The sequence below is a fragment of the Streptomyces sp. NPDC026301 genome, assembly GCF_055567935.1.
The window spans coordinates 319,282-346,012 of the sequence record NZ_JBVHPN010000009.1 but is presented as its reverse complement, the minus strand read 5'-3'; the positions used below and the strand labels follow the sequence as shown (position 1 = coordinate 346,012).

Here is a 26,731-nt window from a genome sequence, read left to right as displayed (position 1 = left end):
CGCTCGTCGCGCGCCCTAAGAAGGTTCTAAGAGCGCGGTTTGGCAGCCTTGGGGCCATGCCACCGACCGCATCGCCCCCGCCGCCCCCGGGCGCCGCCCCGCCCGCGCCCCGCATCCTGGTCGTCGACGACGACGCGGAGGTGCGCGCCGCCGTCGAGGACGGGCTGACCGTGGAGGGGTACCGGGTACGCGGCGCGGCCGACGGGCTGGCCGCGCTGAGCGCGGTCGCCGACTGGCAGCCGGACGCGCTGGTGCTGGACGTGATGATGCCCGTACTGGACGGCCTCGCGGTCTGCCGGCGGCTGCGCGCGCTGGGCGACCGTACGCCCGTCCTGGTCCTGACCGCCCTGGACGCGGTCAGCGAGCGGGTGGACGGGCTGGACGCCGGCGCCGACGACTACCTGGTCAAGCCCTTCGCGCTGGACGAACTGACCGCCCGGCTGCGGGCCCTGCTGCGCCGCGTCGCCGGGCCGGACCCCGAGGGCGCCGCGCTGACCGTCGCCGACCTGGTGCTCGACCCGGCCACGCGTACCGGGCGCCGGGCCGGCCGCCGGCTGGAGTTCAGCCGCACGGAGTGGACCCTGCTGGAGCTGCTCGCGCGCAATCCCGGCCAGATCATGCCGCGCGAGGTGATCCTGGAGCGGGTCTGGGGCCGCGACTTCGGCCCGGCCTCCAACTCCCTCGCGGTGTACGTCGGGTACCTGCGCCGCAAGCTGGAGGCGGGCGGCGAGCCGCGCCTGCTGCACACCGTGCACGGCATCGGCTACCGGCTGGGGGAGGAATGAGCGGCCGCCGTGGGCTGGGCGCGGCCTGGCGCCGTCGCCGGCCGCTGCGGACCCGGCTGGCGCTGGCCGCCTCGGTGGCTGTCGCGCTGGTCGCGGTCGGCGTGTGCACCGCTGCCTTCGTCATCATCCGGTACGCGCTCAACCACCAGCTGGAGCTGAACCTCACCCAGTCCGCGACCCTGGTCATGCAGCAGAACCGGGACGAGCGGCCCGGGACCGTGGCCGCCGAGTGCCGTTTCCTGTCGGCCCCGGCCTGCTCCCAGATCGTGCCCGCCGACGCCGCCGACGACCCCTCGCAGCCCTACGCGCTGCCGGTCACCGGTGCCACCCGCGAGGTCGCGGCCGGGCGGCACGCCGCGTACTACCGCGAATTCACCCTGCACGGCCGCCCGGCCCGGATGCTCACCCAGCACTTCAGGGACGGCACGGCGGTCCAGGTGGCGCTGCGCGCGGACACCGTGGAGAAGGGGGTGCGGCAGGCCGCCGGGATGCTGGCCGCGGTGGGCGGCGCGGGCGTCCTGCTGGCCGCCGCGCTCGGCTACTGGGTCTCCCGTACGGGCCTCGCGCCCGTCGCCCGGCTGACCGCCGCCGCCGAACGGATCGCCGCGACCCGCGACGCCGGGCATCGCATCGAGCTGCCCGCCGGGCCGCCGGGCCGCGAGGACGAGCTGACCCGGCTGGCGGCCAGCTTCAACACCATGCTCGGCGAGCTGGAGCAGTCGGTCACCGCCCAGCGCCGGCTGATCGCCGACGCCTCCCACGAGCTGCGCACACCGCTGACGGCACTGCGTACCAACGCCGAACTCCTCGCCCGCGCCGACCGGCTGACCGACGCCCAGCGCGACCGGGCGTCCGGAGCCCTGGGCCGCCAGCTGCGCGAGGTGACCACGCTGGTCAACGACCTGATCGAGCTGGCCCGCGACGAGGAGCCGCAGCCGCTGGTCGAGGAGGTACGCCCCGCCGCGCTGCTGGAGCACGCGGTCGCCGCGGCCCGGGAACACTGGCCCGCGATCGCCTTCACCGTACGGACCGACGCACGCGCCGCCGCGGACTCCGTGCCCGGTGTACCGGCCCGGCTGGCCCGGCTGCTGTCGAATCTGCTCGACAACGCGGCCAAGTTCTCGCCGCCCGGCGGCCCGGTCGAGGCGGAGCTGACCGCCCCGCCGGGCGCGCTGGAGCTCACGGTCCGGGACCACGGCCCGGGCATCGCCGCCGAGGACCTGCCGCACGTCTTCGACCGCTTCTACCGCGCCCGCGCCGCCCGCACGCTCCCCGGCTCGGGGCTGGGCCTGGCGATGGCCCGGCAGATCGCCCGCGCGCACCGCGCCGAGCTGACCGCGGAGCAGGCGCCGGGCGGCGGGGCGCTGTTCCGGCTGCGGTTCCCGCGTTAGCGGCACCCGGCCACGGCGAGTGTCACTCGCCCGCCTTCTGCCACGCGCAGCTGCCCAGCGTGGCCCGCCCGCCGGCCACCAGCTTCCGCGCCGTGGCGGCCTTCGCCATCTCGCTGTGGCCCTTGACGCAGACCACCGTGCGGTCCGTGAACCCGGCCAGGTCGACCAGGATCTGGTCCCAGTGCCGGTACTGCACGTCGTGTCCGGAGTCGGCGTACGAACGCACCACCGGCTTGCCCGGCAGGTGCTGCTGCCATGTCGCGATCGTGCTCGGCGGCACGGTGGTGTCCTTCTCGCCGCTGTAGAGGAAGACCGGCGCGGTCAGCTTCGACAGGTCGGGGCCTGGCCGCTCGCAGTACAGCTTCTGCTCGTGCACCTGGGGCGCCGGGTCCGTCTTCTCCTGGCCGCGCTGGTGGTACGTGCGCGCGCCCTCTTCGTAGGCGGTGTCGGCGAAGCCCGGGATCTGCTTCGTCGGGCTGTCGTCGGGGAACGCCCACCACTTGCGCGGGTCGGCGATCGTCGGGGCCAGCTGCTTGCCCAGCTCTTCGTCCGACAGGCCGCAGTAGTCCGGCTTCTTGCCGTACGGGGGCAGCGCGGCGGCCAGGTGCAGCGCCTCGACGCGCTGCGGCGCCCGCGCGGCGAGCTCGGCGGCGTACGGCCCACCGCCGGAGATCGCGATCACGCTCGTCTTCTCGACGCCGATGCGGTCCAGGACCTCCAGCGCGTCCTTCGCGAAGTCGGCCTTGCCCAGGCCCTTGTCGTACGCGGTGTCCCCGAAGCCGTTCCGCTCGACGGAGATCAGCCGCAGGTGCAGCGATTCACGGGTGGAGCGGAAGAAGTCGGTCATGTGCGCGGCCCGGGCGCTGGTGCCCGTACCGCCGATGAACAGCACGGGCTTCCCGTCCCGCGGCCCCTCGTCGATGTAGTGCGCGGTGCGGCCCGAGGACAGCTTCGTGGCCCGCACCTCGGGGCCCAGCGAGTCGAAGTCGTCCTGGACGCGGGCCTCGTGGGCGCTCGCGGCGTGCGGCTCCGGCGCGGGCCCGGCGGTGGCGGGCGTGCTGAGGACCGCGGAGCCGGCCAGCAGGGCGGTGGCGAGGGCGGCCGTGCCGACGGCGGCGAGTGCGGGTCTTTTCACGTACGTCTCCCGGGGAGGTAGATGGATGCAGACCGCACCCACCTACCCGGCCCGTACGGAAGAACGCCACGGATTCCGTCGTGTCCACGTGGGCTCGGAACCCGGCGGCTCAGAACCCGGCGGGCTCCGTGTACACGCCCCACTCCTCGCGCAGCACGCCGCAGATCTCGCCGAGGGTGGCCTCGGCGCGTACCGCGTCGAGCATGGGCTCGATCATGTTGCGGCCGTCGCGGGCCGCGGCCAGCATGCCGTCCAGCGCCGTCCGCACCGCCGCGTCGTCGCGGGCCGCCTTGCGGCCGCCGAGGATGCGCACCTGCTCGCGCTCGACCTCGTGGCTGACCCGCAGGATCTCCAGGTCGCCGGTGACCGAGCCGTGGGCGCAGTTGACGCCGACGACCTTCTTGTCGCCCTTCTCCAGCGCCTGCTGGTACTGGAAGGCGGACTCGGCGATCTCGCCGGTGAACCAGCCGTCCTCGATGCCGCGCAGGATGCCGGAGGTCATCGGGCCGATGGGGTGCTGTCCGTCCGGGACGGCGCGGGCGCCGCGCTCCTTGATCCGGTCGAAGATCTTCTCCGCGTCCGCCTCGATGCGGTCGGTGAGCTGCTCGATGTACCACGAACCGCCCAGCGGGTCCGCGACGTTGGCGACGCCGGTCTCCTCCATCAGCACCTGCTGCGTGCGCAGCGCGATCTCCGCTGCCTGCTCGCTGGGCAGCGCCAGGGTCTCGTCCAGCGCGTTGGTGTGCAGGGAGTTGGTGCCGCCGAGGACGGCGGCGAGCGCCTCGACCGCGGTCCGTACGACGTTGTTGTACGGCTGCTGGGCGGTCAGCGAGACGCCGGCGGTCTGCGTGTGGAACCGCAGCCACTGCGCCTTCTCGCTGGTCGCGCCGTACACGTCGCGCATCCAGCGGGCCCAGATGCGGCGCGCGGCGCGGAACTTGGCGATCTCCTCGAAGAAGTCCACGTGCGCGTCGAAGAAGAAGGAGAGGCCCGGCGCGAAGGTGTTGACGTCCAGGCCGCGCGAGAGGCCCAGCTCGACGTAGCCGAAGCCGTCGGCGAGGGTGTACGCCAGCTCCTGCGCGGCCGTCGAGCCCGCCTCCCGGATGTGGTACCCGGAGACCGAGAGCGGCTTGTAGTCGGGGATGGCGCGGGCGCAGTGCTCCATCAGGTCGCCGATCAGGCGCAGATGGGGCTCCGGCTGGAAGAGCCACTCCTTCTGCGCGATGTACTCCTTGAAGATGTCCGTCTGGAGCGTGCCGTTGAGGACGCCGGGGTCGATGCCCTGGCGCTCGGCGGCGACCAGGTACATGCAGAAGACCGGTACGGCCGGGCCGGAGATCGTCATCGAGGTCGTCACGTCGCCGAGCGGGATGTCCTTGAAGAGGACCTCCATGTCGGCGGCGGAGTCGATGGCGACGCCGCAGTGGCCGACCTCGCCGAGCGAGCGCGGGTCGTCGGAGTCGCGGCCCATCAGGGTCGGCATGTCGAAGGCGACGGACAGCCCGCCGCCGCCGTTGGCCAGGATCATCTTGTACCGCTCGTTCGTCTGCTCGGCGTTGCCGAAGCCCGCGAACTGGCGGATGGTCCACGTCCGGCCGCGGTAGCCGGTCGGGTACAGGCCGCGCGTGAAGGGGTACTCGCCGGGCCAGCCGATCCGCTCGAAGCCCTCGTAGGCGTCGCCGGGGCGGGGGCCGTAGACCGGGTCGACGGGGTCGCCCGAGAGCGTGCTGAAGTCCGCGTCGCGCGTGCGTGCGGAGTCGTACCGGGCCTGCCAGCGGCGGCGGCCCTCTTCGATCGCGTCAGCGTTCATGCCACCGAATTTACTAGGACGTCCTAGTAATTGTCGATGGCAGTCCGCCGCAGTACCTCCGACAGCGGGGTCCGCCGGCCCGCGCCTCAGCCGCGCAGGGCGGCCAGATGCGCGTCCCTGACGTCGCCGGTCTGGCCCTGGACCAGCAGGAACATGCCCTCGCGCGCCAGCCGCTGGGCCGGGCTGTCCAGGCCCACGGCCCGGCCGCCGCCTGCCACGACGGCGGCCGTGGTCGCCGCCCGCAGCACGTCGTACGCGCGCATCTTGGCCGCCAGCCGGTCGGCGATGCGTTCCTGAGCCGGTACCTCGTCCAGCAGCGCGTACGCATCCTTGCGTACGGCCGCCAGCCGCTCGCGCAGCACGCCGGCGGTCCGCGCCGCGGCCTCGTCGCCCGAGGCGTCCAGGAGGTCCAGCGCGGCCCGGGTGACGCCCAGCACCGCCGGGTTGACGTTGGTGTTCTTCGGCCGGTCCGCCGCGGCCCACTCCTCGTACGGCTGCCGGAGCGCCACCGCGCCGTCCGGCAGCACCAGCCCGTCCAGCTCCAGGCCGACGGTGCGGGTGCCGGAGAGCGCGGCCAGCTCCAGCGGCTCGGTGGCGCGCAGCCCCGGCTGCGCGCGGGCCTCGGTGACGGCGAAGACCACTTCGCCGCCCTCGGTCGCCCCGCCGAGCAGCAGGACGTCGTTCAGCCCCCAGCCGGTGTACCAGGGCACCCGGCCGTCGAAGCGCCAGCCCGCGTGCTCCCGCGTGACGCGCACCGGCAGCTTCGGGAAGGCCCGCAGATGGGAGAAGGCGACGCCGGCCAGCAGCGTCCCGTCGCACAGCGGGCGCAGCAGCTGCTCGCGTACGGGCGTGCCCTCGGGGGCGGCGGCGAGCGTCGCGACGGGCGTGTGGTGCTGCGCCTGGACGAAGAAGGTGGCGCAGCAGGCCCCGGCGAGGAGCTCGACGATCTCGCGGACGACGGCGGCGGGTGCGGCGGAACCGCCGTACGCCACCGGCCCTGCGGCGCCGAGCACGCCGGACGCCTTGACCGCGGCCAGCGTGGCGGGGTCCACGCCCTCGCGGTCGGCACGCTCGGCGGCCGGGGCGAGGGTCTCGTCGGCGAGCCGCCGCGCGGCCGCGACCAGCGGGTGGTCGCGGCGGTCGGCGTACGGCTCGCTCATGCGGGGGTCAGACCTTGGCGGTCTGCGCGGCCGCGTCGCCCGTGATCAGCGGCTCCAGCTCGCGCGAGACCTTGCGCTCGACGAAAAAGGCGGCGGTGGGGATCGTGCCGGCCAGCAGCACCCACACCAGCTTCCCGAACGGCATCTTGGCCTTGGAGCCCATGTCGAAGGCGAAGACCAGGTACACCACGTACAGCCAGCCGTGGGCGATGCCGACGACGCTGGTGAAGCCGCTCGCACCGTCGATGTGCAGCAGGTACTTGGCGATCACGCCGAGGGTCAGCAGGACCAGCAGCACGCCCGTCACGTACGCCATCGTCCGGTAGCGGGTCAGCACGCTTCGTTTCATGCCTTCGAGCGTAACCGCACGAGCGGGGGCGATCTTCGCCGCCCCCACGCCCGGAGCAGGGCTTAACAGCCCCTTATTCACGCCCGACTTACACGCCTGCTCACGCGCCTGCTCACTCGTCCGCGAAGTCCGCCGCCGCCACCCGCAGCGGGCGCAGCAGCGCGAAGATCTCCTGGCACTCCTCCGCGTCGTACGCGCCGAGCCCGAAGTCCATCGCCATCAGGTCCCGCGTCGCCTCGTCGCACACCTCGCGCCCCTTGTCCGTGATGGACGCGAGCGTGCCGCGCCCGTCGTTCGGGTTCGGGCGCTTGGCGACCAGGCCGGACTTCACCAGCCGGTCGACGGTGTTGGTGACCGAGGTGGGATGCACCATCAGGCGTTCGCCGATCTTGGACATCGGCAACTCGCCGGCCTGCGAGAAGGTCAGCAGCACCAGGGCTTCGTAGCGCGCGAAGGTGAGGCCGTACGGCTTGACCACGGCGTCCACCTCGCCGAGCAGGATCTGCTGGGCCCGCATGATCGAGGTGATCGCCGCCATCGACGGGACGGCCCCCCACCGGCGCTGCCACAGCTCATCGGCGCGGGCGATGGGATCGAAGGGAAGACTGAGCGGCTTCGGCACATCTCCGACCCTACCGGTCGCCCATATGGTGGTCAGCCCCGTCTCAGAGAACGGGCGCGGGTGGGGCCGGCGCCCCGCCCGTTCCGGTCAGTCGCGGCCCTCCGCGAGATACCGCTCGACCGTGTCCACCTTCGAGGTCAGCCCGTCGGTGACGCCCTGCCGGATGTCGGCCTTGAGGACGAGCGAGACCCGGCCCGCGCGTGCCTCGACCGCGGCGACGGCGCGCTTGACGACGTCCATGACCTCGTCCCACTCGCCCTCGATGGAGGTGAACATGGCGTCCGTACGGTTCGGCAGCCCGGACTCGCGGACGACCCGCACCGCGTCGGCCACGTACTCCCCCACGTCCTCGCCGACGCCGAGCGGGCTCACCGAGAATGCGACGATCATGCGCTGACCACGCCTTCCTTCTCCTTGCGCGCGCGGGCGGCGATCACGACCGCCTCGGCCTCGTGCTTCAGCTTCCGCTCGGCGAAGAAGCCGCCGGTGGGCAGGACGGAGAGGACGAAGTAGAGCGCGGCCCTGCCGAACGACCACTTCGTACGGTTCCAGGCGTCCAGCCAGAAGATCACGTACAGGATGAACAGGACGCCGTGGACGGCGCCCATCACCGGCACCGCGTTGAAGTCCGTCGTCCGCTTCAGGACCGAGCAGATCAGCAGCAGCAGGAAGGAGACGGCCTCGGGGGCCGAGACCAGGCGGAGCCGGCGCAGGGCGGATGCGGTCTTGATGTCCACGGGAACCTCGTTCGGGTGGGGTCGGTACAGCCTTTAGCTTGTGCTTACATTCACAAGCACCGCTCCATTGTGACAGCCGCGCCGCGGCCCCCTGTCGCCGGGCCCGCCCCCGACCCCCGCCGCCCGGCCGGTCCGCACCCGGTCCTCTGCCCTCCGGCGCCGCCGCGGACTACGGTCTGGTGCCGTGGCTCAGTTTCGGCTCCAGGGGAGCAAGGTGCTCGCCGTCGACATGACCGGCGATGCCGTGAAGGCGAAGAACGGTGCGATGGTCGCGTACGACGGCCGGATGGCGTTCAAGAAGATGAGCGGCGGGGGCGAGGGCCTGCGCGGCATGGTGACCCGGCGGCTGACCGGGGAACAGATGGAAGTGATGGAGGTGAAGGGCGAGGGGACCTGCTACTTCGCGGACCGCGCGAGCGAGATCAGCCTGGTGAACCTGCACGGCGAGAAGCTGTACGTCGAGGCCAGCAACCTGCTGTGCACGGACGCCGCACTGCGTACGGGCACGACCTTCACGGGGCTGCGCGGCGCCTCGCAGGGCAACGGGCTGTTCACCACGACCGTGGAGGGCACGGGCCAGGCCGCGCTCACCTCCGACGGGCCCGCCGTCGTGCTGCGGGTGACCCGCGAGGCCCCGCTCCAGGTCGACCCGGGCGCGTACGTCGCGCACACCGGAGACCTGCGGCAGCACTTCCAGTCCGGTGTGAACTTCCGCACGTTCATCGGGGAGGGCTCGGGCGAGGCCTTCCAGATCCGCTTCGAGGGCGAGGGCCTGGTGTACGTACAGCCCAGCGAGCGCAACACCGTCGGCGGTGAGGTCTGATGCCGTTCACGGTCCTCAACTCGCGCATGGTGCGGGCCGAGGTCGCGCCCGGGCAGCGGCTGTTCAGCCAGCGCGGCGCGATGCTCGCGTACCAGGGCGAGGTGTCCTTCACGCCCAACATCCAGGGTGGCCAGGGCGGCATCGGCTCCATGATCGGCCGGCGGATCGCGAACGAGGCGACACCGCTGATGACCGTCGAGGGCAGTGGCTCGGTGATGTTCGGCCACGGCGGCCACCACGTCCACGTCGTCGACCTCACCGGCGACACCCTCTACGTCGAGGCCGACCGGCTGCTGGCATTCGACGGGACGCTCCGCCAGGGCACGATGTTCATGGGCTCGCAGGGCGGCGTGATGGGCATGGTGCGCGGCCAGGTGACCGGCCAGGGCCTGTTCACCACGACCCTCGAAGGCCGCGGCTCGGCCGCCGTGATGGCACACGGCGGCGTCATCGAACTGCCGATCCGCCCGGACCGCCCGGTCCATGTCGACCCGCAGGCGTACGTCGCCCACCGCGGCGATGTCCGCAACAAGCTCTCCACGGCCCTGGGCTGGCGGGAGATGGTCGGCCGCGGCTCGGGCGAGGCGTTCCAGCTGGAACTGTCGGGCCAGGGCACCGTCTACGTACAGGCCTCGGAGGAAAAGCTGTGACCGGTCCCGTCATTCACGATGTGCATTCGCTGCCCGCGGCCGACAACGTCAATCCGTACGCCTTCAGCGTGGAGCTGGACGGGCAGTGGTTCCTGCAGAAGGGAAAGATGATCGCCTATTTCGGGCAGATCGATTTCCAGGGAATCGGGCACGGCGCGCTGGACCGGTTGATCGCGAGCAGTTTCCATTCGCCGCTGCACGCCGCGGACTGGGTGGTCGCGCAGGGCCGGGGAAAAATGCTGCTGGCGGACCGGGCGTTCGATGTGAATTCCTATGACCTGGAAGAGGGCAACCTCACGATCCGGTCGGGAAACCTGCTCGCTTTTCAGCCATCCCTGTCGCTGAAGCAGTCGATCGTGCCGGGCTTTTCGACGCTCATCGGCACCGGGAAATTCGTCGCGGCCTCCAACGGCCCGGTGGTCTTCGCCGAGCCGCCGATCCGGGTCGATCCGCAGGCGCTGGTGGGCTGGGCGGACTGCCCCTCGCCGTGCCATCACTACGATCATCAGTATCTGCGCGGCTTCCTCGGGGGCCTGCGGGCGCACACCGGGATCGGCGGGGTCTCCGGCGAGGAGCACCAATTCGAGTTCGTCGGCGCGGGCACGGTGCTGCTGCAGTCGACCGAGCAGCTGATGCCGGAGGCGCCGACGGGGACGGTGCCGGCGGAACCGGGGGTGCCGGGCGGGTCCGCCGGCCACGCCGGTGGCTCACAAATGCCACAGCTGCCGGGATCACTCGGGGGGCTCCAGCGCCGCTTCGGCCTGTGAGCGGTAGTCTGCGGAGGGTGACCTCGAACGTCTGAGCCCTGCCGCCGGAATGACCCCCGGCGGGAACGGCCCGGTGAGGCCACGATCACGGGGCATGACTAATTTACCATTCAACTTTCACGGGTAGAATTCATTCATGACGACCGACAGTGACACCCCCTGGCTGACCGACCAGGAGCAGCGTGCCTGGCGCACCCATCTCGACGTCAGCAGGCTGCTGACGCACCAGCTGGAGCGGGATCTCCAGCCGTTCGGGCTGACCTACAACGACTACGAGATCCTGGTGAACCTCTCCGAGGCGGAGGACCGCAGGATGCGCATGAGCGACCTCGCGGCCTCCACCCTGCAGTCCAAGAGCCGGCTCTCGCACCAGATCACCCGCATGGAGAACGCCGGGCTGGTGCGCCGCGAGAGCTGCGAGTCCGACCGGCGCGGGCTGTACGCGGTGCTCACCGACGACGGCTGGGACACCATGCGCCGGGTCGCGCCGCACCACGTGGCCTCCGTGCGCAAGCACTTCATCGACCTGTTCTCGGCGGACGACCTGGCCGCGCTGCGCGCCTCGCTGACGCCGGTGGCGGATCACCTGCGGGGGCACCGCGGCAAGTACTGATCCCCGTACGGGCTTACGTACTGAACCGGCCGGGCGCCGTGCGGGACGCGGGTGGGGGAACACCGTCGCACCCGCGCGGCGCCGCTCGGCCGATCTCTGCCCCGATGAGGGGGTGCTCAGTGCTGCCCGTCCGGCGCGACCGGCAGCCGCAGTTCGAAGGCCGCGCCGTCGCGCACCGCGAGCGTGCCGCCGTGCCGTTCGGCGATGTCCCGGGCGATGGCGAGGCCGAGGCCCGCGCCGCCGTCGTCCCGGCTGCGCGCGTCGTCCAGCCGGACGAACCGCTCGAAGATCCGCTCCCGGTCGGCCGCCGCCACGCCGGGCCCGTCGTCGTCCACCCGCAGCACCGCCCACCGGCCGTCCCGGCGCACGTCCACCGCGACCTGCGAACGGGCGTGCCGCTGGGCGTTGTCGACGAGATTGCCCAGGATCCGGCTCAGCTGGCCGCGCGAGCCGGTGACCTCCACGCTCGGCAGCTCCCCCGCGCGCACCGGCAGCCGGTCGGCGACCCGCTGCGACAGCTCCTCGCGGGCCAGCGCGCCCAGGTCGATCCGGGTGTCCTTGGGCCGCTCCCCCGCGTCCAGGCGGGCCAGCAGCAGCAGGTCGGCGGCCAGGTGCTGGAGCCGTACGGTGTCCTCCACCGCGCCCGGCAGGTCCAGCAGCTCGGGGTGCGCCTGAGCGACCTCCAGCTGGGTGCGCAGGCTGGCGATGGGGCTGCGCAGCTCGTGCGAGGCGTCCGCGATGAAGGCGCGCTGGCGCTCGACGGACGCCTCCAGGGCGGTCAGCGTCTCGTTGGTGGTGCGGGCCAGCCGGGCGATCTCGTCGCGGGACGCGGGCTCCGGCACCCGCCGGGACAGGTCCGTACTGGCGGTGATCGCGGCCATCTCGGTGCGGATGCCCTCGACGGGGCGCAGCGCGCGGCGGGTGACCAGCCAGGTGACGCCCGCGACGACCAGGAGCAGCAGCGGCAGGCCGATGAGCATGGCGTTCCGCACCGAGCCGATGGTCTCCTCCTCGGCGGCGCGCGAGGTGCCGGCCATGACGGTCACCGTACGGTCGTGGGTGTCGGTGGCGTCCACTTCGGCCCAGCGGTAGTCGGCGCGCTCGCCGTCCACGACGGCCGTGCCGTCGGAGTGCTCGACATCGTCGTCCACCTCCCCGGGGCGGGGGGCGTCGCCGTCGTCGTCACCGTGGCGGCCGTTGCCCTGCGTCCCCAAGGAGACCTTCGCGCCGTCGACGGCCTGCAGGTCCTCACCGGCCGCCAGCACGCGGCCGTCCTCGTCGTCGACGAGCACGGGATGGTCGTCGGCGTCCGGCAGGTCGAGGTCCCGGTAGCGGGTGCCGGTGGCGATCTGGGAGGCCACCTCGCGAGCGGTGACCTCGGCGTGCAGATCGGCCTGCGCGGCCAGGTTGTCCCGCAGCACCAGCAGGACGGCTATCCCGACCCCGATGAGGGCGAGGGCGACCACGACCGTGGCGCCCGCGGCCGCTCTGGCCCGTACCGATCCCATGGCCCTAAACACCGGGCACCATCCGGTAGCCCGCGCCGCGCACGGTCTGGATCGTGGCCGCGCCGAGCTTGCGGCGCAGGGCGCTGACGTAGACCTCGACGATGTTCGGGTCGCCGTCGTAGGCGAAGTCCCAGACGTGTTCGAGGATTTCGGACTTGGCGACCACCTCGCCGGCGCGCAGCGCGAGCTGTTCCAGTACGGCGAACTCCTTGGTGGTCAGCGGCACGTCGGCGTCCGCGCGGCGCACGGTGCGGGCGCCCTGGTCGACGGTGAGGGCGCCGACGGTCAGTACGGGCAGCGCGGTGCGGCCGCGGCGGCGCAGCAGCGCCTTCACGCGGGCGACCAGCACGACGTAGCTGAAGGGCTTGGTGAGGTAGTCGTCGGCGCCGGTGTCCAGGCCCTCGGCCTCGTCGTACTCGCCGTCCTTGGCGGTGAGCATGAGGATGGGCACGTCGTTGCCGGCGGCGCGCAGGGCGCCGCAGACGCGGTAGCCGTTCATGCCGGGCAGCATGATGTCCAGGACGAGGAGGTCGTACGCGCCCTCGCCCGCCATGTGCAGGCCCTCCAGGCCGTCGTGCACGACGTCCACGGCGTATCCCTCGGCGGTCAGGCCGGCGGCGAGGGAACGGGCCAGCCGCTTCTCGTCCTCCACGATCAACAGGCGCATGCGACAAGGGTGCCACCGGCTTGCTGAAGGCCGCTTCAGGGTCGCTTCCTGAAGACGGCTTCAGGCTCCTTCAGGGTGGCTTCAGGAACGGGTCGGCAGTGTGAGGGCATCACCTGGGGGCCATCCCCGGCCCCCTCCGGGAGACCCCCGGCCCCCGGGTGATCCTGCCTGAATGCCACCTATCGCTGGGAGTCATCACCATGAAGCGCAATGTCGTCATCGCCACCGTCGCCGCGGCCGCTCTGATCGCCGGCGGTACCGCGACCGCCGTCGCCATCGGCAGCGAGGACGGGACGACCGGCTCGGCGCCGAGCGCGGCGCAGGGTCAGCAGGCCGGCGGCGTGGCGCGGTACGACGACGGACAGGGGCAGGACGGGGACGGCGACGACGCGCGGGAGGCGCGGGCGGCGACGGTCACCGCGCAGCAGGCGGCGGCCGCGGCGCTGAAGGCCGTGCCGGGTGCGGTCACCGAGGTCGACCTGGACGACGACGCGTCCGGCACCGCCTGGGAGGTCAGCGTGCTGGGCAAGGACGGCAAGTGGCACGACCTCACCATCGGCGCCGACAAGGCCGAGGTGCGGCACCAGCACGTCGACCGGGACGGCGACGGCGACTTCGGCAAGCAGAAGGTGGACGCGGCACTGAACAGCGCGTCCGTGGACATCGCCGAGGCGGCGCAGCGGGCGGCCGCGCACGGCACGGTCGTCTCGGTCGAGCTGGACGGCCCCGACAACGCCAAGAAGCTGGTCTGGGAGGCCGAGACGGTCACCAAGGACGGCGCCGAGCACCACGTGAACGTCGACCCGGGCAGCGGCGCGGTGAGCAACGCGCCGTCGGACGACGACGGCGACGACGACTGAACCACCCCATGACGGCGGCGCCCCCCGCCGCCTGCCGGGCCGGCCGGCTCCTCGCCCCCCGAGGAGCCGGCCGGCCTTCTGCCGTCGGTCCTGTGCCGCCGGTCCTGTGCCGTCAGGACTGTGCCGTCAGCCCTGTTCCGTCAGGCCCGCCACCAGCTCGTCGGCGGCGGTGTACGGGTCGAGCGTGCCGGCCACGATGCGGTCGGCCAGGGCGCCCAGGCGGCGGTCGCCGTGCAGATCGCCGATGCGTTCGCGGAGGGTCGTGACGGCGATCGTCTCGACCTCGCGGGCCGCGCGGGACGCCCGGCGCTCGGCGAGTACGCCGTGCTCGTCCATCCAGGCGCGGTGCTTCTCCAGCGCCTCGACGACCTCGTCGACGCCCTCGCCGCGGGCCGCGACGGTCTTCACGATGGGCGGGCGCCAGTCGCCGGGCGCGCGGGACTCCCCCAGGCCCAGCATGTGGTTCAGCTCGCGCGCCGTGGCGTCCGCGCCGTCCCGGTCGGCCTTGTTGACGACGTAGACGTCGCCGATCTCCAGGATGCCCGCCTTGGCGGCCTGGATGCCGTCGCCCATGCCGGGGGCCAGCAGGACCACACTGGTGTCGGCCTGGGAGGCGATCTCCACCTCGGACTGGCCCACGCCGACTGTCTCGACCAGGATCACGTCGCAGCCGGCCGCGTCCAGTACGCGGATGGCCTGCGGCGCCGCCCAGGCGAGGCCGCCGAGGTGGCCGCGGGTGGCCATGGAGCGGATGTAGACGCCGGGGTCGGAGGCGTGCTCGCTCATCCGTACCCGGTCGCCGAGCAGGGCGCCGCCGGAGAAGGGGGAAGACGGGTCGACGGCCAGCACGCCGACCCGCTTGCCTGCCTTGCGGTAAGCCGTGACCAAGGCGGACGTGGACGTCGACTTGCCTACGCCGGGGGAACCGGTGAGGCCTACGACGTACGCTCCGCCGGTCAGGGGTGCGAGCGCAGCCATCACCTCGCGCAGTTGCGGGGAGGCGCCCTCGACGAGAGAGATCAGCCGGGCCACGGCGCGCGGGCGGCCCTCTCGGGCCTGTTCGACCAGGGTGGGGACGTCTGCCATGGGTCGGTGCTCCGTTCTCGGTCCCTGTGAAGGTGCGTCGGTACGGGTGCCCGCCGTTGATGTGCGGGCACCCTTCCGGGTTACTTGCCGGGTACGCGGACGATCAGGGCGTCACCCTGACCGCCACCGCCGCACAGCGCCGCCGCGCCCACGCCGCCCCCGCGGCGCTTCAGCTCCAGCGCGAGGTGCAGCACGATCCGCGCACCGGACATGCCGATCGGGTGGCCCAGCGCAATCGCGCCGCCGTTGACGTTCACCTTTTCCGGGGACACGCCGAGGTCCTTCATGGACTGGACCGCGACCGCCGCGAAGGCCTCGTTGATCTCGATCAGATCAAGGTCCTCGACGCCCAGCCCTTCCTTGCCCAGCGCATGCGTAATCGCGTTGCTGGGCTGGGACTGGAGGGAGTTGTCCGGGCCCGCGACGTTGCCGTGCGCGCCGATCTCCGCGATCCACTCCAGGCCCAGCTCCTCGGCCTTGGCCTTGCTCATCACGACCACGGCGGCGGCGCCGTCGGAGATCTGCGAGGAGGTGCCGGCGGTGATCGTGCCGTCCTTGGCGAACGCGGGGCGCAGCTTGCCCAGCGACTCGGCGGTGGTCTCGCCGCGGATGCCCTCGTCCTGGCTGAAAACGACCGCCTCGCCCTTGCGCTGCGGGATCTCCACGGGGGTGATCTCCGCCTCGAAGAGGCCGTTCTTCTGCGCGGCGGCGGCGCGCTGGTGGGAGCGGGCCGCGATCTCGTCCTGCTCGGGGCGCCGGATGCCGAGGCGGGTGTTGTGCTTCTCGGTGGACTCGCCCATCGCGACGTTCTCGAAGGCGTCGGTGAGCCCGTCGTGCGCCATGGCGTCCAGCATCTCCACGGCGCCGTACTTGTAGCCGCCGCGGGACTTCGGGAGCAGGTGCGGGGCGTTGGTCATGGACTCCTGGCCGCCGGCCACGATCACGTCGAACTCGCCCGCGCGGATGAGCTGGTCGGCCAGCGCGATGGCGTCCAGGCCGGAGAGACAGACCTTGTTGACGGTCAGGGCCGGGACGTTCATCGGGATGCCGGCCTTCACGGCCGCCTGGCGGGCGGGGATCTGGCCCGCGCCGGCCTGCAGGACCTGGCCCATGATCACGTACTGCACCTGGTCGCCGCCGATGCCGGCCCGGTCCAGTGCCGCCTTGATGGCGAAGCCTCCCAGGTCGGCGCCGGAGAAGGACTTCAGGGAGCCCAGGAGGCGCCCCATGGGGGTGCGTGCCCCCGCGACGATCACGGAGGTGGTGCTGCCGTTCGATGAGGACATCAGCGCGGCCTTCCTGTGCAGGGAAGTTAACGAGGGTTTTCCTCAATGTACTGAGCGGTACCGGCCGGGTCACCGGGCCGCGGGTGTGATCGCGCGCACGTTGCGTAATCATGCGTGCGAGCGGTGCACTGGAAGCATGCTGACGCGAATCGATCACATCGGGATCGCCTGCTTCGACCTCGACAAGACTGTTGAGTTCTACCGGGCGACGTACGGCTTCGAGGTGTTCCACTCCGAGGTCAACGAAGAGCAGGGCGTGCGGGAGGCCATGCTGAAGATCAACGATACGTCGGACGGCGGCGCTTCGTACCTTCAGCTGCTGGAGCCGACCCGGCAGGATTCGGCCGTGGGCAAGTGGCTGGAGAAGAACGGTGAGGGGGTGCACCACATCGCCTTCGGCACCGCCGATGTGGACGGTGATGCTGCTGACATCCGCGGGAAGGGCGTGCGGGTGCTGTACGACGAGCCGCGGACCGGTTCGATGGGGTCCCGGATCACCTTCCTGCACCCCAAGGACTGCCACGGTGTGCTGACCGAACTGGTCACGGCCTCCCAAGAGCACTGACCTTCACGTTCCCCGGCCGGTAGAGTGCTGCTTCGGCCGGGGTCCGGATCGGGGCTCGGTCCAATCTCCGCCGATGATCTGACACCATTTCTTCGGAAGGGTCAGCTCCACGCACGACGGAGCCGGCCGCCACCATGACCAGGGGACGGATGGGACCGCGCAGTGCGGGGCAACGACCGCTACGAGGCTGACGATCACCTCTCGCAGTTCGAAGCCGAGATGGAGCGGCTGAAGACGGAGCGGGACAAGGCCGTCCAGCATGCCGACGACCTCGGCTACCAGGTCGAAGTTCTGCGTGCCAAGCTCCACGAGGCACGCCGTACCCTCATGACGCGCCCGGCGTACGACAACGTCAGCGCCCAGGCCGAACAGCTGCTGCGCAACGCCCAGATCCAGGCCGACCAGCTGCGCACGGACGCCGAGCGCGAGCTGCGCGAGGCCCGGGCCCAGACCCAGCGGCTGCTGCAGGAGCAGGCCGAGCGCCAGTCCCGCCTCGAAGCGGAGCTGCACACCGAGGCGGTGGAGCGCCGCCGGCGGCTGGACGAGGAGCTGAACGAGCGCCGCCAGACCGTCGAGAGCCACGTCAACGAGAACGTCGCCTGGGCCGAGCAACTGCGCTCCCGTACCGAGTCCCAGGCCCGCCGGCTCATGGACGAGTCCAGAGCCGAGGCCGAGCAGGCGCTGTCGCAGGCGCGCGCCGAGGCCCAGCGGCTGGCCGAGCAGGCCCGCGAGCGGCTGGGCGCCGAGGCCGAGCAGGCCCGCGCCGAGGCCGACGCGATCCTGCGCCGCGCCCGTACGGACGCCGAGCGGCTGCTGAACGCCGCGTCCACGCAGGCCCAGGAGGCCACCGACCAGGCCGAGCAGCTGCGGACGTCCACGGCCGGCGAGTCCGAGGAGGCCCGCCGGCGCAGCGCCGAGCTGACCCGCACCGCCGAAGAGCGGCTGCAGGAGGCCGACACGGCGCTGCGCGAGGCGCGCGCCCGGGCCGACAAGCTGGTCGAGGAGGCCGAGGCGAGCGCCGCCAAGCGGCTGTCGGCGACCGAGTCGGAGAACGAGCAGCGCACCCGTACGGCCAAGCAGGAGATCGCCCGGCTGGTCGGCGAGGCCACCAAGGAGGCCGAGGCGCTGAAGGCCGAGGCCGAGCAGCTGCGCGCGGACGCCAAGGCCGAGGCCGAGCGGCTGGTCGCGGAGGCCCAGGAGGCGGCCCGCGCGAAGGCCGCCGAGGACTCCGCCGCGCAGCTGGCGAAGGCCGCGCGGTCCGCCGAGGAGATGGTGAGCAAGGCGTCGGAGGACGCCAAGGCCACCACCCGGGCCGCCGCCGAGGAGGCCGAGCGGATCCGCAAGGAGGCCGAGGCCGAGGCGGACCGGCTGCGCGAGGAGGCGCACGAGACCGCCCAGCAGCTCAAGGGCGCCGCCAAGGACGACACCAAGGAGTACCGCGCCAAGACCGTCGAACTGCAGGAGGAGGCGCGCCGGCTGCGCGGCGAGGCCGAGCAGCTGCGGACCGAGGCGGTCGACGAGGGCGAGCGGATCCGCGGCGAGGCCCGCCGCGAGGCCGTGCAGCAGATCGAGGAGGCCGCGGCCACCGCCGAGGAGCTGCTGGCCAAGGCGAAGTCCGACGCGGAGGAGACCCGTTCGGGCGCGACGGCGGACAGCGAGCGGCTGCGCGCCGAGGCCGCCGAGCGCGCCACGCAGCTGCGCACGCAGGCCCAGGAGGCACTGGAGCAGGCCCGCGGCGAGGCCGAGGACCTGCATGCCGCGGCCGAGGAGGCCGCGGCGGCGACCCGTGCCGAGGCCGAGGCGGCCGCCACCGAGCTGCGGGCCGAGGCCGAGCGCAGCGCGGACGAGCGGCGCGAGCTGGCCCAGGCGGAGCTGGACCGGCTGCACGGCGAGGCGGAGGAGCGGGTCACCGCGGCCGAGACGGCGCTGCGCGAGGCCCGCGAGGAGGCCGAGCGGCTGCGCAAGGAGGCCCAGGAGGAGACTGCCCGGCTGAAGGCGGAGTCCGCCGAGCGGCGCCGGGAGAAGGAGCAGCAGGCCGAGGAGGAGGCCGAGCGGCTGCGTGCCGAGGCCGCCTCGGACGCCTCCGAGGCGCGGGCCGAGGCCGAGGCCGCCGCCACGCGGCTGCGCACGGAGGCCACCACCGAGGCCGAGCGGCTGAAGGCGGAGGCGCAGGAGACCGCCGACCGGGTGCGCGCGGAGGCCGCAGCGGCGGCCGAGCGTACGGGCACGGAGGCCGCCGAGGCGCTGGCCGCGGCGCAGGAGGAGGCCGCGCGCCGCCGCCGGGAGGCCGAGCAGCAGCTGGGCGAGGCCCGCGAGGAGGCCCACCAGGAGCGCACGGCGGCCCGCGAGCAGAGCGAGGAGCTGCTCGCCGCGGCCCGCAACCGGGTGGCGGAGGCGCAGACCGAGGCCGAGCGGCTGGTGGAGGAGGCGGACCGGCGCGCCGAGGAGCTGGTCGCCACCGCCGAGCAGACCGCGCAGCAGGTACGCGACGCGGTCGCCGGGCTGCACGAGCAGGCCGAGGAGGAGATCGCCGGGCTGCGGTCCGCCGCGGAGCACGCGGCGGAGCGTACGAAGGAGGACGCGCGGCAGGAGGCGGACCGGCTCCGCTCCGACGCGTACGACGAGCGCGAGCGGGCCTCGCAGGACGCCGGCCGCATCCGGCAGGACGCGCAGACCGAGGCCGAGGCCGCCAAGTCGCTGGCGGAGCGCACGGTTGCGGAGGCGATCGCCGAGGCGGAGCGGCTGCGCACGGAGGCGCAGGGCGCGCTGGACGAGGCGCGGCAGGCCGCCGACAAGCGCCGCGCGGACGCCGCCGAGCAGGCCGACGAGCTGCTGGCCGAGGCCACGCAGGAGGCCGACCGTACGGTGGCCGAGGCGGGCGCCGAGGCCGAGCGGCTGCGCGCGGAGGCCGACAGCACGCTGGACGAGGCGCGCAAGGACGCCAACAAGCGCCGCAGCGAGGCCGCCGAGCAGGCGGACGAGCTGCTGACGGAGGCCACCGCGCAGGCCGAGAAGCTGGTCGCGGACGCCACGGAGAAGGCGCAGCAGCTGCGGACGAACGCCTCGGACGCGCTGGCCGCCGCCGAGCAGGACGCCGCCCGGGCCCGCGCCGAGGCGCGCGAGGACGCCAACCGGATGCGGACCGACGCCGCCGAGCAGGCGGACCGGCTGATCGCCGAGGCCCGCACGGAGGCCGAACGGATCGTCAACGAGGCCACCGAGCTGACCTCGTCGGCCCAGGCGGACGCCGACCGCAGCATCCGCGAGGGCCAGGAGGCCGCCGACCGGCTGCGGGCCGAGGCGCGCGAGCACGCCGAGCGGCTCGTCGCGGACGCCACGGCACAGGCCGAACGGCTGCGCGCGGAGGCCGCCGAGGCGCTGGAGAACGCCCGTGCGGAGGCCGACCGGACGGCGGACGAGGCGCGCAAGGACGCGGCCAAGCGCCGCGCGGACGCCGCCGAGCAGGCCGACAGCCTGATCTCCGAGGCCGGTACGGAGGCCGAACGGCTGCGTACGGAGGCGGCGGAGACCACCGCGACGGCGGAGCGGGAGGCGGACCGCACCCGGGCCGACGCCCGCGAGCAGGCCGACCGGATGCTCGCCGAGGCGACGGCGGACGCGGACCGGATGCGCGGCGAGGCGGCCGAAACGGTCACCTCGGCGCAGCAGCACGCGCAGCGCACGCGGTCGGAGGCCGACCAGGTCAAGGCGGACGCCGAGGCCGAGGCCGAGCGGTTCCGCAACGAGGCGCTGGAGGAGGCCGACCGTACGCTCGACGAGGCGCGCAAGGACGCGGCCAAGCGCCGCGCGGACGCCGCCGAGCAGGCCGACCAGCTGATCGCCAGAGCGCAGGAGGAGGCGCTGAAGACGGCCACCGCGGCCGAGGAGCAGGCCGACACGATGGTCGGCGCGGCCCGCAAGGAGGCCGAGCGGATCGTCTCGGAGGCCACCGCCGACGGCAACGCGCGGGTGGAGAAGTCCCGTACGGACGCCGACACGCTGCTCAGCGAGGCGCGGGGGGACGCGACCGCGATCCGGGAGCGCGCCGAGGAGCTGCGGGCCCGCATCGAGGCCGAGGTCGAGGAGCTGCACGACCGGGCCCGCCGGGAGTCGGCCGAGGCGATGAAGACGGCGGGCGAGCGGGTCGACAAGCTCATCGCGCAGGCCACCGCGCAGCAGGTGGAGGCCGAGGAGAAGGCCAAGGAGATGCTCTCGGACGCGAGCAGCGAGGCGAGCAGGGTCCGCATCGCGGCGGTGAAGAAGGCCGAGGGGCTGATCAAGGAGGCCGAGCAGAAGAAGGCGAAGGCGGTACGGGAGGCGGAGGCGCTGCGTACCGAGGCCGAGCAGGAGGCCCAGCGGATCGTGGACGACGGGAAGCGCGAGCTGGAGGTGCTGGTCCGCCGCCGGGAGGACATCAACACCGAGATCTCGCGGGTCCAGGACGTCCTGGAGGCGCTGGAGTCGTTCGAGACGCCGGGCGGTGCGGGCGGCGGAAAGGGCGGCTCGGGGCAGGGTTCCGGTTCGGGGGGCGTCAAGGCCGCGGCGGGCGCGGGAGCAACTCGTTCGGGTGGCAAGCAGTCTGATGCTTAGCCACTCAAATGAGGGTTCATTCTCCACTTCAAACGGTCAATGACTCGATGACACGCCGCTCGGGCCCCTAGGATTCCCCTTATCACCTCACCGGTCTCTTTCGACAGGAACCCCATGAGCGACACTTCCTCCCCCTTCGGTTTCGAGCTCGTGCGGCGTGGGTACGACCGCGGTCAGGTCGACGACCGCATTACGAAGCTCGTCGCCGACCGCGACAGCGCGCTGGCCCGTATCACCTCGCTGGAAAAGCGCATCGAGGAGCTGCACCTCGAAACGCAGAACGCCCAGGCCCAGGTAAACGACGCCGAGCCGTCCTACGCGGGCCTCGGTGCCCGGGTCGAGAAGATCCTCCGTCTCGCCGAGGAGGAGGCCAAGGACCTGCGCGAGGAAGCGCGCCGGGCCGCCGAGCAGCACCGTGAGCTGGCCGAGTCGGCCGCCCAGCAGGTCCGTAACGACGCGGAGGCGTTCGCCACCGAGCGCAAGGCCAAGGCGGAGGACGAGGGCGCCCGGATCGTCGAGAAGGCCAAGGGCGAGGCGCAGACGCTGCGGGCCGACGCGCAGAAGGACGCGCAGTCCAAGCGCGAGGAGGCGGACTCCCTCTTCGAGGAGACCCGCGCGAAGGCCGCCCAGGCCGCGGCCGACTTCGAGACCAACCTCGCCAAGCGCCGCGAGCAGTCCGAGCGGGACCTGGCCTCGCGTCAGGCCAAGGCCGAGAAGCGGCTCGCGGAGATCGAGCACCGCGCCGAGCAGCTCCGCCTGGAGGCCGAGAAGCTGCGTACGGACGCGGAGCGCCGGGCCCGCCAGACGGTGGAGACCGCGCAGCGCCAGGCCGAGGACATCGTGGCCGACGCGAACGCGAAGGCGGACCGTATCCGCTCGGAATCGGAGCGGGAGCTCGCTGCGCTGACGAACCGGCGCGACTCCATCAACGCCCAGCTCACCAATGTGCGGGAGATGCTTGCCACGCTTACCGGTGCGGCGGTGGCTGCCGCCGGTACGCCGGGCGAGGAGGACTCGGCGTCCCGCGGGGTGCCTGCCCAGCAGGGTCGCTGACCCTGCCGCTGACCGACTGCCCCGTGCCGCGTTGTGCGGTGCGGGGCAGTGGTGCGTGCGGGTCCGTATCGCGGCTTGGCGGCCGCTCGTCCTCAAACGCCGGACGGGCTTGATTTTGGCGGTGCAGGTCCTCGAACACCGGACAGGCTGGAATGGGTGTGTTCAAGGGGCGGAGGAGCGCTGCCGCCCCTAGCGTGGCTGCATGATCGAGATCGAGGGGCTGACCAAGCGGTACGGCGAGAAGCTTGCCGTGGACGGGCTGACCTTCACCGTCCGGCCCGGGATCATCACCGGCTTCCTCGGTCCCAATGGCGCGGGGAAGTCCACGACCATGCGGATGATGCTCGACCTGGACAACCCCACCGCCGGCACGGTCCGCATCGACGGCAGGCACTACCGTCAGCTGCGCGACCCGCTGAAGTACATCGGCGCCCTGCTGGACGCCAAGGCCATGCACGGCGGCCGCAGCGCGTACCACCATCTCCTCTGCCTGGCGCAGAGCAACGGCATCCCGCGCGCCCGCGTCCACCAGGCGCTGGACACCGTGGGCCTGACCGCCGTCGCCAAGAAGCGCGCCAAGGGGTTCTCGCTCGGCATGGGACAGCGGCTCGGCATCGCCGCCGCGCTGCTCGGCGACCCGCAGATCCTGATGTTCGACGAGCCGGTCAACGGGCTCGACCCCGAGGGCATCCACTGGATCCGCAACCTCATGAAGCGGCTGGCCGCCCAGGGCCGTACGGTCTTCGTCTCCTCGCACCTGATGAGCGAGATGGCGCTGACCGCCGACCACCTCGTCGTCATCGGGCAGGGCCGGCTGCTCGCCGACACCTCCATGGCCGAGTTCATCCGGCGCAACTCGCGCAGCTACGTACGGATGCGCTCCCCGGAGCACGAGCGGCTGCGGGACGTGCTGGCGGCGGCCGGGCACACCGCCGTACCGGCGGCGGACGGCGCGCTGGAGATCGACGGGGTCGGCGCCGACCGGCTGGGCGAGCTGGCCGCCGGGCACGGCCTCGTCCTGCACGAACTCAGCCCGCAGCAGGCATCGTTGGAGGAGGCGTTCATGCAGCTCACGGCGGAGTCGGTGGAGTACCACGCGCACTCGGACCCGGCACATCCGGATCCGGCGGAGCCCGGGGGCCCCGCGCCCGGTCCGGACGCGGGGCCGCCTCCGGGCCCGTCCGCTGGGCAGCCGGGCGGCGGCTGGGGCGCCGACTGGCAGCGGAAGAAGGGGCGCTGACCATGGCGGTGGTCTCCCAGGTCCTCACCTCGGAATGGACCAAGATCCGGTCGGTGCGCTCCACGGTGTGGACACTCGGCATCGCCGTGGTCGTCACGGTCGTACTGGGCGCGGTGATCTGCCTGCTCGTCAAGAACGACTTCGGCTCCATGCCGATCCGCGAGCGGCTCACCTTCGACGCCACCAACACGGCCTTCGCCGGGATGGGCCTCGGCCAGCTCGCGATGATCGTCTTCGGGGTGCTGGTGGTCGCCAACGAGTACAGCACCGGCATGATCCGCACCTCCCTGGCCGCCGTGCCGCAGCGCGGCACCTTCCTCTTCTGCAAGATCGCGGTGGCCACCCTGCTCGCGTTCGTCGTGGGCCTGGTGACCAGCTTCGTCACCTTCTCCGTGGGCCAGGCCATGCTGGGCGCCGACCTCCGGGTGGGGCTGGGCGCCCCGGGCGTGCTGCGCGCGGTGTTCGGCGGCGCGCTCTACATGACGCTGATCGCGCTGTTCTCCATGGGCGTGGCCGCCGTGCTGCGCAGTCCGATGCTCTCGCTGGGCATCTTGATGCCGTTCTTCTTCCTGATCTCCAACATCCTCGGCGCCGTCTCGGCCACCCGGAAGCTGGGCCGGTACCTCCCCGACCAGGCGGGCCAGAAGGTCATGAAGGTGGTGCCCACCGGCGACGACGTCCCCTACGGCCCGTGGGGCGGCCTCGGCATCATGGCCCTGTGGGTCATCGCCGCGCTGATCGCCGGATACCTCTTCCTGAAGAAGCGGGACGCGTAGTGCTGCCCGTGGGAGCGCCGGGGCTCGGCGCCGTCCCGGCCCTGCAGCCGCTGGCGTATCCGGGGCGGCCGGTGACGGCGCCCGCGCTGCTGGACGGCGGGACGCTGCTGCCGCTCACCGCGGTCCCCGGCCCGCACCGGGTCGGCGGCTGGCGGCTCGGCCCGGATCCGGACCGCACGCTCGACGACGTGCTGCGGGCCCGCGGCCTGCTGCCCGCAGGGCAGCGCCACCCCGTCCTCGCCGTCGGCTCCAACGCCTGCCCCGCGCAGGTCTCGTACAAGCTCACCCGGCGCGGCGTCCCCGCGGCCGTCCCGATGGCCCCGGTACGGCTGCGCGGCATCGGGGTGGGCAGCTCTGCGCACATCGGTACGCCGGGTTACGTGGCCGCCGCGCCGTTCACCGACCCGCACTCCGAAGTGACGCTCGTGGCGGGGTGGCTGGACGCCGCGCAACTGGAGGTCGTGGACGCGACGGAGGCGCAGTACCACCGTGTCCTGCTGCCCGGCGACCGGTTCCCCATGACGCTGCCGTCCGGGGAGCGGCTGAGCGGCGCGTACCTGTACGTCAGCCGGCACGGCGTACTGGCGGGGCCGGACGGCGGGCCGCGCCCTGCCGGGCCGCAGCCGGCGCTGCTCGCCGCGCTGCTGGCCGGTTCGGCGGCCCTGCGGCGGATTCTCGGGCCCGATCCGAAGGGGTGGGTGGCGCGGGCCGCGGCGGACGGCGCGGTGCGGTCGCAGGCGCGGCAGATCTTCCGCGCGGAGGGCCAGGTGCTGCCGCAGCAGGAGTTCGCCCCTTATGTGGACGACGACGCGGAGGTCCGGACGTACGACGATCTGCCGCCCATCGGGGGCGAAGCGGGACTTCGCCGGTCACCGACACGCGGGGATTGAGCGGAACCGTCAATGGCTCGATAGCCTCCTAACCCTCACGGGGGCATGAGGTCACTTCGGCATGCCGTGCCCCACACCATCTCGCGAGGGGCGGAGAATGATCGAGGCAGTCGGCCTGACGAAGCGCTACGGCGCCAAGACGGCCGTGCACAACCTGTCGTTCCAGGTACGGCCGGGGACAGTGACCGGCTTCCTGGGGCCCAACGGGTCCGGGAAGTCCACGACGATGCGCATGATCCTGGGCCTGGACAACCCGACCTCGGGGCACGTGACGATCGGCGGCCACCCCTTCCGCAAACTGCCGAACGCGACGCGCCAGGTGGGCGCGCTGCTGGACGCGAAGGCCGTGCACGGCGGCCGCAGCGCCCGCCAGCACCTGCTGTCGCTCGCGCAGCTCTCCGGGATCCCGGCCCGCCGGGTGGACGAGGTACTGGGCCTGGTCGGCCTGCAGGACGTGGCGCGGAAGCGGTCCAAGGGCTTCTCGCTGGGCATGGGACAGCGGCTCGGCATCGCCGCCGCGATGCTCGGCGACCCGCAGGTGCTGCTCTTCGACGAGCCCGTCAACGGCCTGGACCCCGAGGGCATCCTGTGGGTCCGCAACCTCATGAAGCAGCTCGCGTCCGAGGGCCGTACGGTCTTCGTCTCCTCGCACCTGATGAGCGAGATGGCGCTGACGGCCGAGCACCTGATCGTGATCGGGCGCGGCCAGCTGCTGGCCGACATGAACGTCACGGACTTCATCGCCGCCAACTCGGCCGGCTTCGCGCGCGTCCGCACGCCCGACACCGAGCCCGCGCAGGGCGAGAAGCTGACCTCCGCGCTGAGCGAGGCGGGCGGCCAGGTCGTACCGGAGCCGGACGGGGCGCTGCGCGTCACGGGGCTGGCGCTGCCGCGGATCAGCGACCTGGCGCACGAGGCCGGGGTCCGGCTCTGGGAGCTGTCGCCGCACCAGGCGTCCCTGGAAGAGGCGTACATGCAGCTGACGCAGGGCGCGGTGGACTACCGCTCGGCGGTCCCCCCGCAGGCCGTACCGGGCGTCATGCCCGGTGGGGTGCCCGGGGGCATACCGGGCGGGGTACCCGGTGGGGTGCCTGGCGGGATGCCTGGTGGGCTGCCGCCGCAGGGGTACGCGGGTGACCCGTACGCCGGTGCGTACGGCGCGCAGGCCGGGGCGCCCGGTCCGTACGCCGGACAGCCCGGACAGCCCGGACAGCCCGGCCCGTACGGCGCGCAGCCGCAGGGCGCGCCGGTGCCCGGCCCGTACGGAGCGCCCCCGGCGCCGCCCCAGCAACCGCAGGCCCAGCCGCAGCAGCACGCCGCCCCCGCCGACCCGACCCAGCAGCACAGCGAGGACGCCCGATGACCAGC

At 72.9% G+C, this 26,731-nt stretch carries 25 protein-coding genes; 14 read left to right on the top strand and 11 right to left on the bottom strand.

What is annotated here, in order from left to right:
• Positions 1 to 56 precede the first annotated feature (56 nt).
• Together ACZ4MH_RS18705 and ACZ4MH_RS18700 are read left to right on the top strand one after the other, a co-directional pair.
• Complete coding sequence (locus tag ACZ4MH_RS18705) at positions 57 to 785, top strand: response regulator transcription factor (RefSeq protein WP_351599463.1); 729 nt, start codon at positions 57 to 59, stop codon at positions 783 to 785.
• A complete protein-coding gene (locus ACZ4MH_RS18700) occupies positions 782 to 2,176 on the top strand; it encodes a sensor histidine kinase (protein ID WP_351599464.1) in 1,395 nt (464 codons plus the stop codon). Before ACZ4MH_RS18705 ends, ACZ4MH_RS18700 begins: the two co-directional genes overlap by 4 nt.
• 22 nt (positions 2,177 to 2,198) lie before the next feature.
• On the opposite strand, the gene ACZ4MH_RS18695 is transcribed toward ACZ4MH_RS18700, so the two are convergent.
• From ACZ4MH_RS18695 to ACZ4MH_RS18665, 7 genes are all read right to left on the bottom strand, one after another.
• Entirely contained in the window at positions 2,199 to 3,311 is a 1,113-nt protein-coding gene (locus ACZ4MH_RS18695) for an alpha/beta fold hydrolase (protein WP_351599465.1), read from the bottom strand.
• Positions 3,312 to 3,420: 109 nt separating this feature from the next.
• Entirely contained in the window at positions 3,421 to 5,121 is a 1,701-nt protein-coding gene (locus tag ACZ4MH_RS18690; protein ID WP_351599466.1) for an acyl-CoA mutase large subunit family protein, read from the bottom strand.
• Positions 5,122 to 5,207: 86 nt separating this feature from the next.
• Positions 5,208 to 6,281 carry an acyl-CoA dehydrogenase family protein gene (locus tag ACZ4MH_RS18685; protein ID WP_351599467.1) on the bottom strand — a complete coding sequence of 358 codons (1,074 nt, stop codon included), beginning with the start codon at positions 6,279 to 6,281 and terminating at the stop codon, positions 5,208 to 5,210.
• 7 nt (positions 6,282 to 6,288) lie between these two features.
• The gene (locus ACZ4MH_RS18680) at positions 6,289 to 6,630 is read right to left on the bottom strand and encodes a DUF3817 domain-containing protein (protein ID WP_351599468.1); all 342 of its coding nucleotides are present in this window, start codon (positions 6,628 to 6,630) and stop codon (positions 6,289 to 6,291) included.
• Positions 6,631 to 6,742: 112 nt separating this feature from the next.
• Complete coding sequence (locus ACZ4MH_RS18675) at positions 6,743 to 7,252, bottom strand: MarR family winged helix-turn-helix transcriptional regulator (RefSeq protein ID WP_351599469.1); 510 nt, start codon at positions 7,250 to 7,252, stop codon at positions 6,743 to 6,745.
• A gap of 87 nt (positions 7,253 to 7,339) precedes the next feature.
• Positions 7,340 to 7,642, bottom strand: a complete 303-nt coding sequence (locus tag ACZ4MH_RS18670) for an MTH1187 family thiamine-binding protein (protein WP_351599470.1) — start codon at positions 7,640 to 7,642, stop codon at positions 7,340 to 7,342.
• Positions 7,639 to 7,989, bottom strand: a complete 351-nt coding sequence (locus tag ACZ4MH_RS18665; protein ID WP_351599471.1) for a DUF3817 domain-containing protein — start codon at positions 7,987 to 7,989, stop codon at positions 7,639 to 7,641. The genes ACZ4MH_RS18670 and ACZ4MH_RS18665 overlap by 4 nt, the downstream gene beginning before the upstream one ends.
• 184 nt (positions 7,990 to 8,173) lie before the next feature.
• Here ACZ4MH_RS18665 and ACZ4MH_RS18660 point away from each other — a divergent pair, with 184 nt between their 5' ends.
• The 4 genes from ACZ4MH_RS18660 (at position 8,174) to ACZ4MH_RS18645 (ending at position 10,842) form a co-directional block, all read left to right on the top strand.
• Positions 8,174 to 8,812: an AIM24 family protein gene (locus tag ACZ4MH_RS18660; RefSeq protein ID WP_351599472.1), complete on the top strand. Its 639-nt coding sequence runs from the start codon at positions 8,174 to 8,176 to the stop codon at positions 8,810 to 8,812.
• Entirely contained in the window at positions 8,812 to 9,462 is a 651-nt protein-coding gene (locus ACZ4MH_RS18655) for an AIM24 family protein (protein WP_351599473.1), read from the top strand. The genes ACZ4MH_RS18660 and ACZ4MH_RS18655 overlap by 1 nt, the downstream gene beginning before the upstream one ends.
• Positions 9,459 to 10,229, top strand: coding sequence for an AIM24 family protein (locus ACZ4MH_RS18650; protein ID WP_351599474.1), 771 nt, complete (start codon positions 9,459 to 9,461; stop codon positions 10,227 to 10,229). Before ACZ4MH_RS18655 ends, ACZ4MH_RS18650 begins: the two co-directional genes overlap by 4 nt.
• Before the next feature lie 136 nt (positions 10,230 to 10,365).
• On the top strand, positions 10,366 to 10,842 hold the full coding sequence (locus ACZ4MH_RS18645; RefSeq protein ID WP_351599475.1) for a MarR family winged helix-turn-helix transcriptional regulator: 477 nt from the start codon (positions 10,366 to 10,368) through the stop codon (positions 10,840 to 10,842).
• Between the two features lie 116 nt (positions 10,843 to 10,958).
• On the opposite strand, the gene ACZ4MH_RS18640 is transcribed toward ACZ4MH_RS18645, so the two are convergent.
• A complete protein-coding gene (locus ACZ4MH_RS18640) occupies positions 10,959 to 12,350 on the bottom strand; it encodes a sensor histidine kinase (protein ID WP_351599476.1) in 1,392 nt (463 codons plus the stop codon).
• 4 nt (positions 12,351 to 12,354) lie between these two features.
• The gene (locus ACZ4MH_RS18635; RefSeq protein ID WP_351599477.1) at positions 12,355 to 13,017 is read right to left on the bottom strand and encodes a response regulator transcription factor; all 663 of its coding nucleotides are present in this window, start codon (positions 13,015 to 13,017) and stop codon (positions 12,355 to 12,357) included.
• A gap of 200 nt (positions 13,018 to 13,217) precedes the next feature.
• Between ACZ4MH_RS18635 and ACZ4MH_RS18630 the strand changes: the two genes are divergently transcribed.
• Entirely contained in the window at positions 13,218 to 13,877 is a 660-nt protein-coding gene (locus tag ACZ4MH_RS18630) for a PepSY domain-containing protein (RefSeq protein WP_351599478.1), read from the top strand.
• 126 nt (positions 13,878 to 14,003) lie between these two features.
• On the opposite strand, the gene meaB is transcribed toward ACZ4MH_RS18630, so the two are convergent.
• On the bottom strand, positions 14,004 to 14,963 hold the full coding sequence (gene meaB, locus ACZ4MH_RS18625) for a methylmalonyl Co-A mutase-associated GTPase MeaB (RefSeq protein WP_351599479.1): 960 nt from the start codon (positions 14,961 to 14,963) through the stop codon (positions 14,004 to 14,006).
• A gap of 80 nt (positions 14,964 to 15,043) precedes the next feature.
• Complete coding sequence (locus ACZ4MH_RS18620; protein WP_351599480.1) at positions 15,044 to 16,249, bottom strand: acetyl-CoA C-acetyltransferase; 1,206 nt, start codon at positions 16,247 to 16,249, stop codon at positions 15,044 to 15,046.
• A gap of 136 nt (positions 16,250 to 16,385) precedes the next feature.
• Here ACZ4MH_RS18620 and mce point away from each other — a divergent pair, with 136 nt between their 5' ends.
• The 7 genes from mce to ACZ4MH_RS18585 all read left to right on the top strand — a co-directional run bounded on the left by mce (position 16,386) and on the right by ACZ4MH_RS18585 (position 26,726).
• Positions 16,386 to 16,814, top strand: a complete 429-nt coding sequence (gene mce, locus ACZ4MH_RS18615) for a methylmalonyl-CoA epimerase (protein ID WP_030258452.1) — start codon at positions 16,386 to 16,388, stop codon at positions 16,812 to 16,814.
• A 162-nt stretch (positions 16,815 to 16,976) separates the two neighbouring features.
• On the top strand, positions 16,977 to 21,404 hold the full coding sequence (scy, locus tag ACZ4MH_RS18610) for a polarized growth protein Scy (protein ID WP_467754572.1): 4,428 nt from the start codon (positions 16,977 to 16,979) through the stop codon (positions 21,402 to 21,404).
• 114 nt (positions 21,405 to 21,518) lie between these two features.
• On the top strand, positions 21,519 to 22,457 hold the full coding sequence (locus ACZ4MH_RS18605; protein ID WP_351598684.1) for a coiled-coil domain-containing protein: 939 nt from the start codon (positions 21,519 to 21,521) through the stop codon (positions 22,455 to 22,457).
• A gap of 202 nt (positions 22,458 to 22,659) precedes the next feature.
• Complete coding sequence (locus ACZ4MH_RS18600; protein WP_351598682.1) at positions 22,660 to 23,697, top strand: ABC transporter ATP-binding protein; 1,038 nt, start codon at positions 22,660 to 22,662, stop codon at positions 23,695 to 23,697.
• Positions 23,698 to 23,699: 2 nt separating this feature from the next.
• Positions 23,700 to 24,473 carry an ABC transporter permease gene (locus tag ACZ4MH_RS18595; RefSeq protein ID WP_351598680.1) on the top strand — a complete coding sequence of 258 codons (774 nt, stop codon included), beginning with the start codon at positions 23,700 to 23,702 and terminating at the stop codon, positions 24,471 to 24,473.
• Positions 24,473 to 25,363: a hypothetical protein gene (locus tag ACZ4MH_RS18590; RefSeq protein WP_351598678.1), complete on the top strand. Its 891-nt coding sequence runs from the start codon at positions 24,473 to 24,475 to the stop codon at positions 25,361 to 25,363. Before ACZ4MH_RS18595 ends, ACZ4MH_RS18590 begins: the two co-directional genes overlap by 1 nt.
• A gap of 97 nt (positions 25,364 to 25,460) precedes the next feature.
• On the top strand, positions 25,461 to 26,726 hold the full coding sequence (locus ACZ4MH_RS18585; RefSeq protein WP_351598676.1) for an ABC transporter ATP-binding protein: 1,266 nt from the start codon (positions 25,461 to 25,463) through the stop codon (positions 26,724 to 26,726).
• The last annotated feature ends 5 nt before the right edge of the window (positions 26,727 to 26,731 follow it).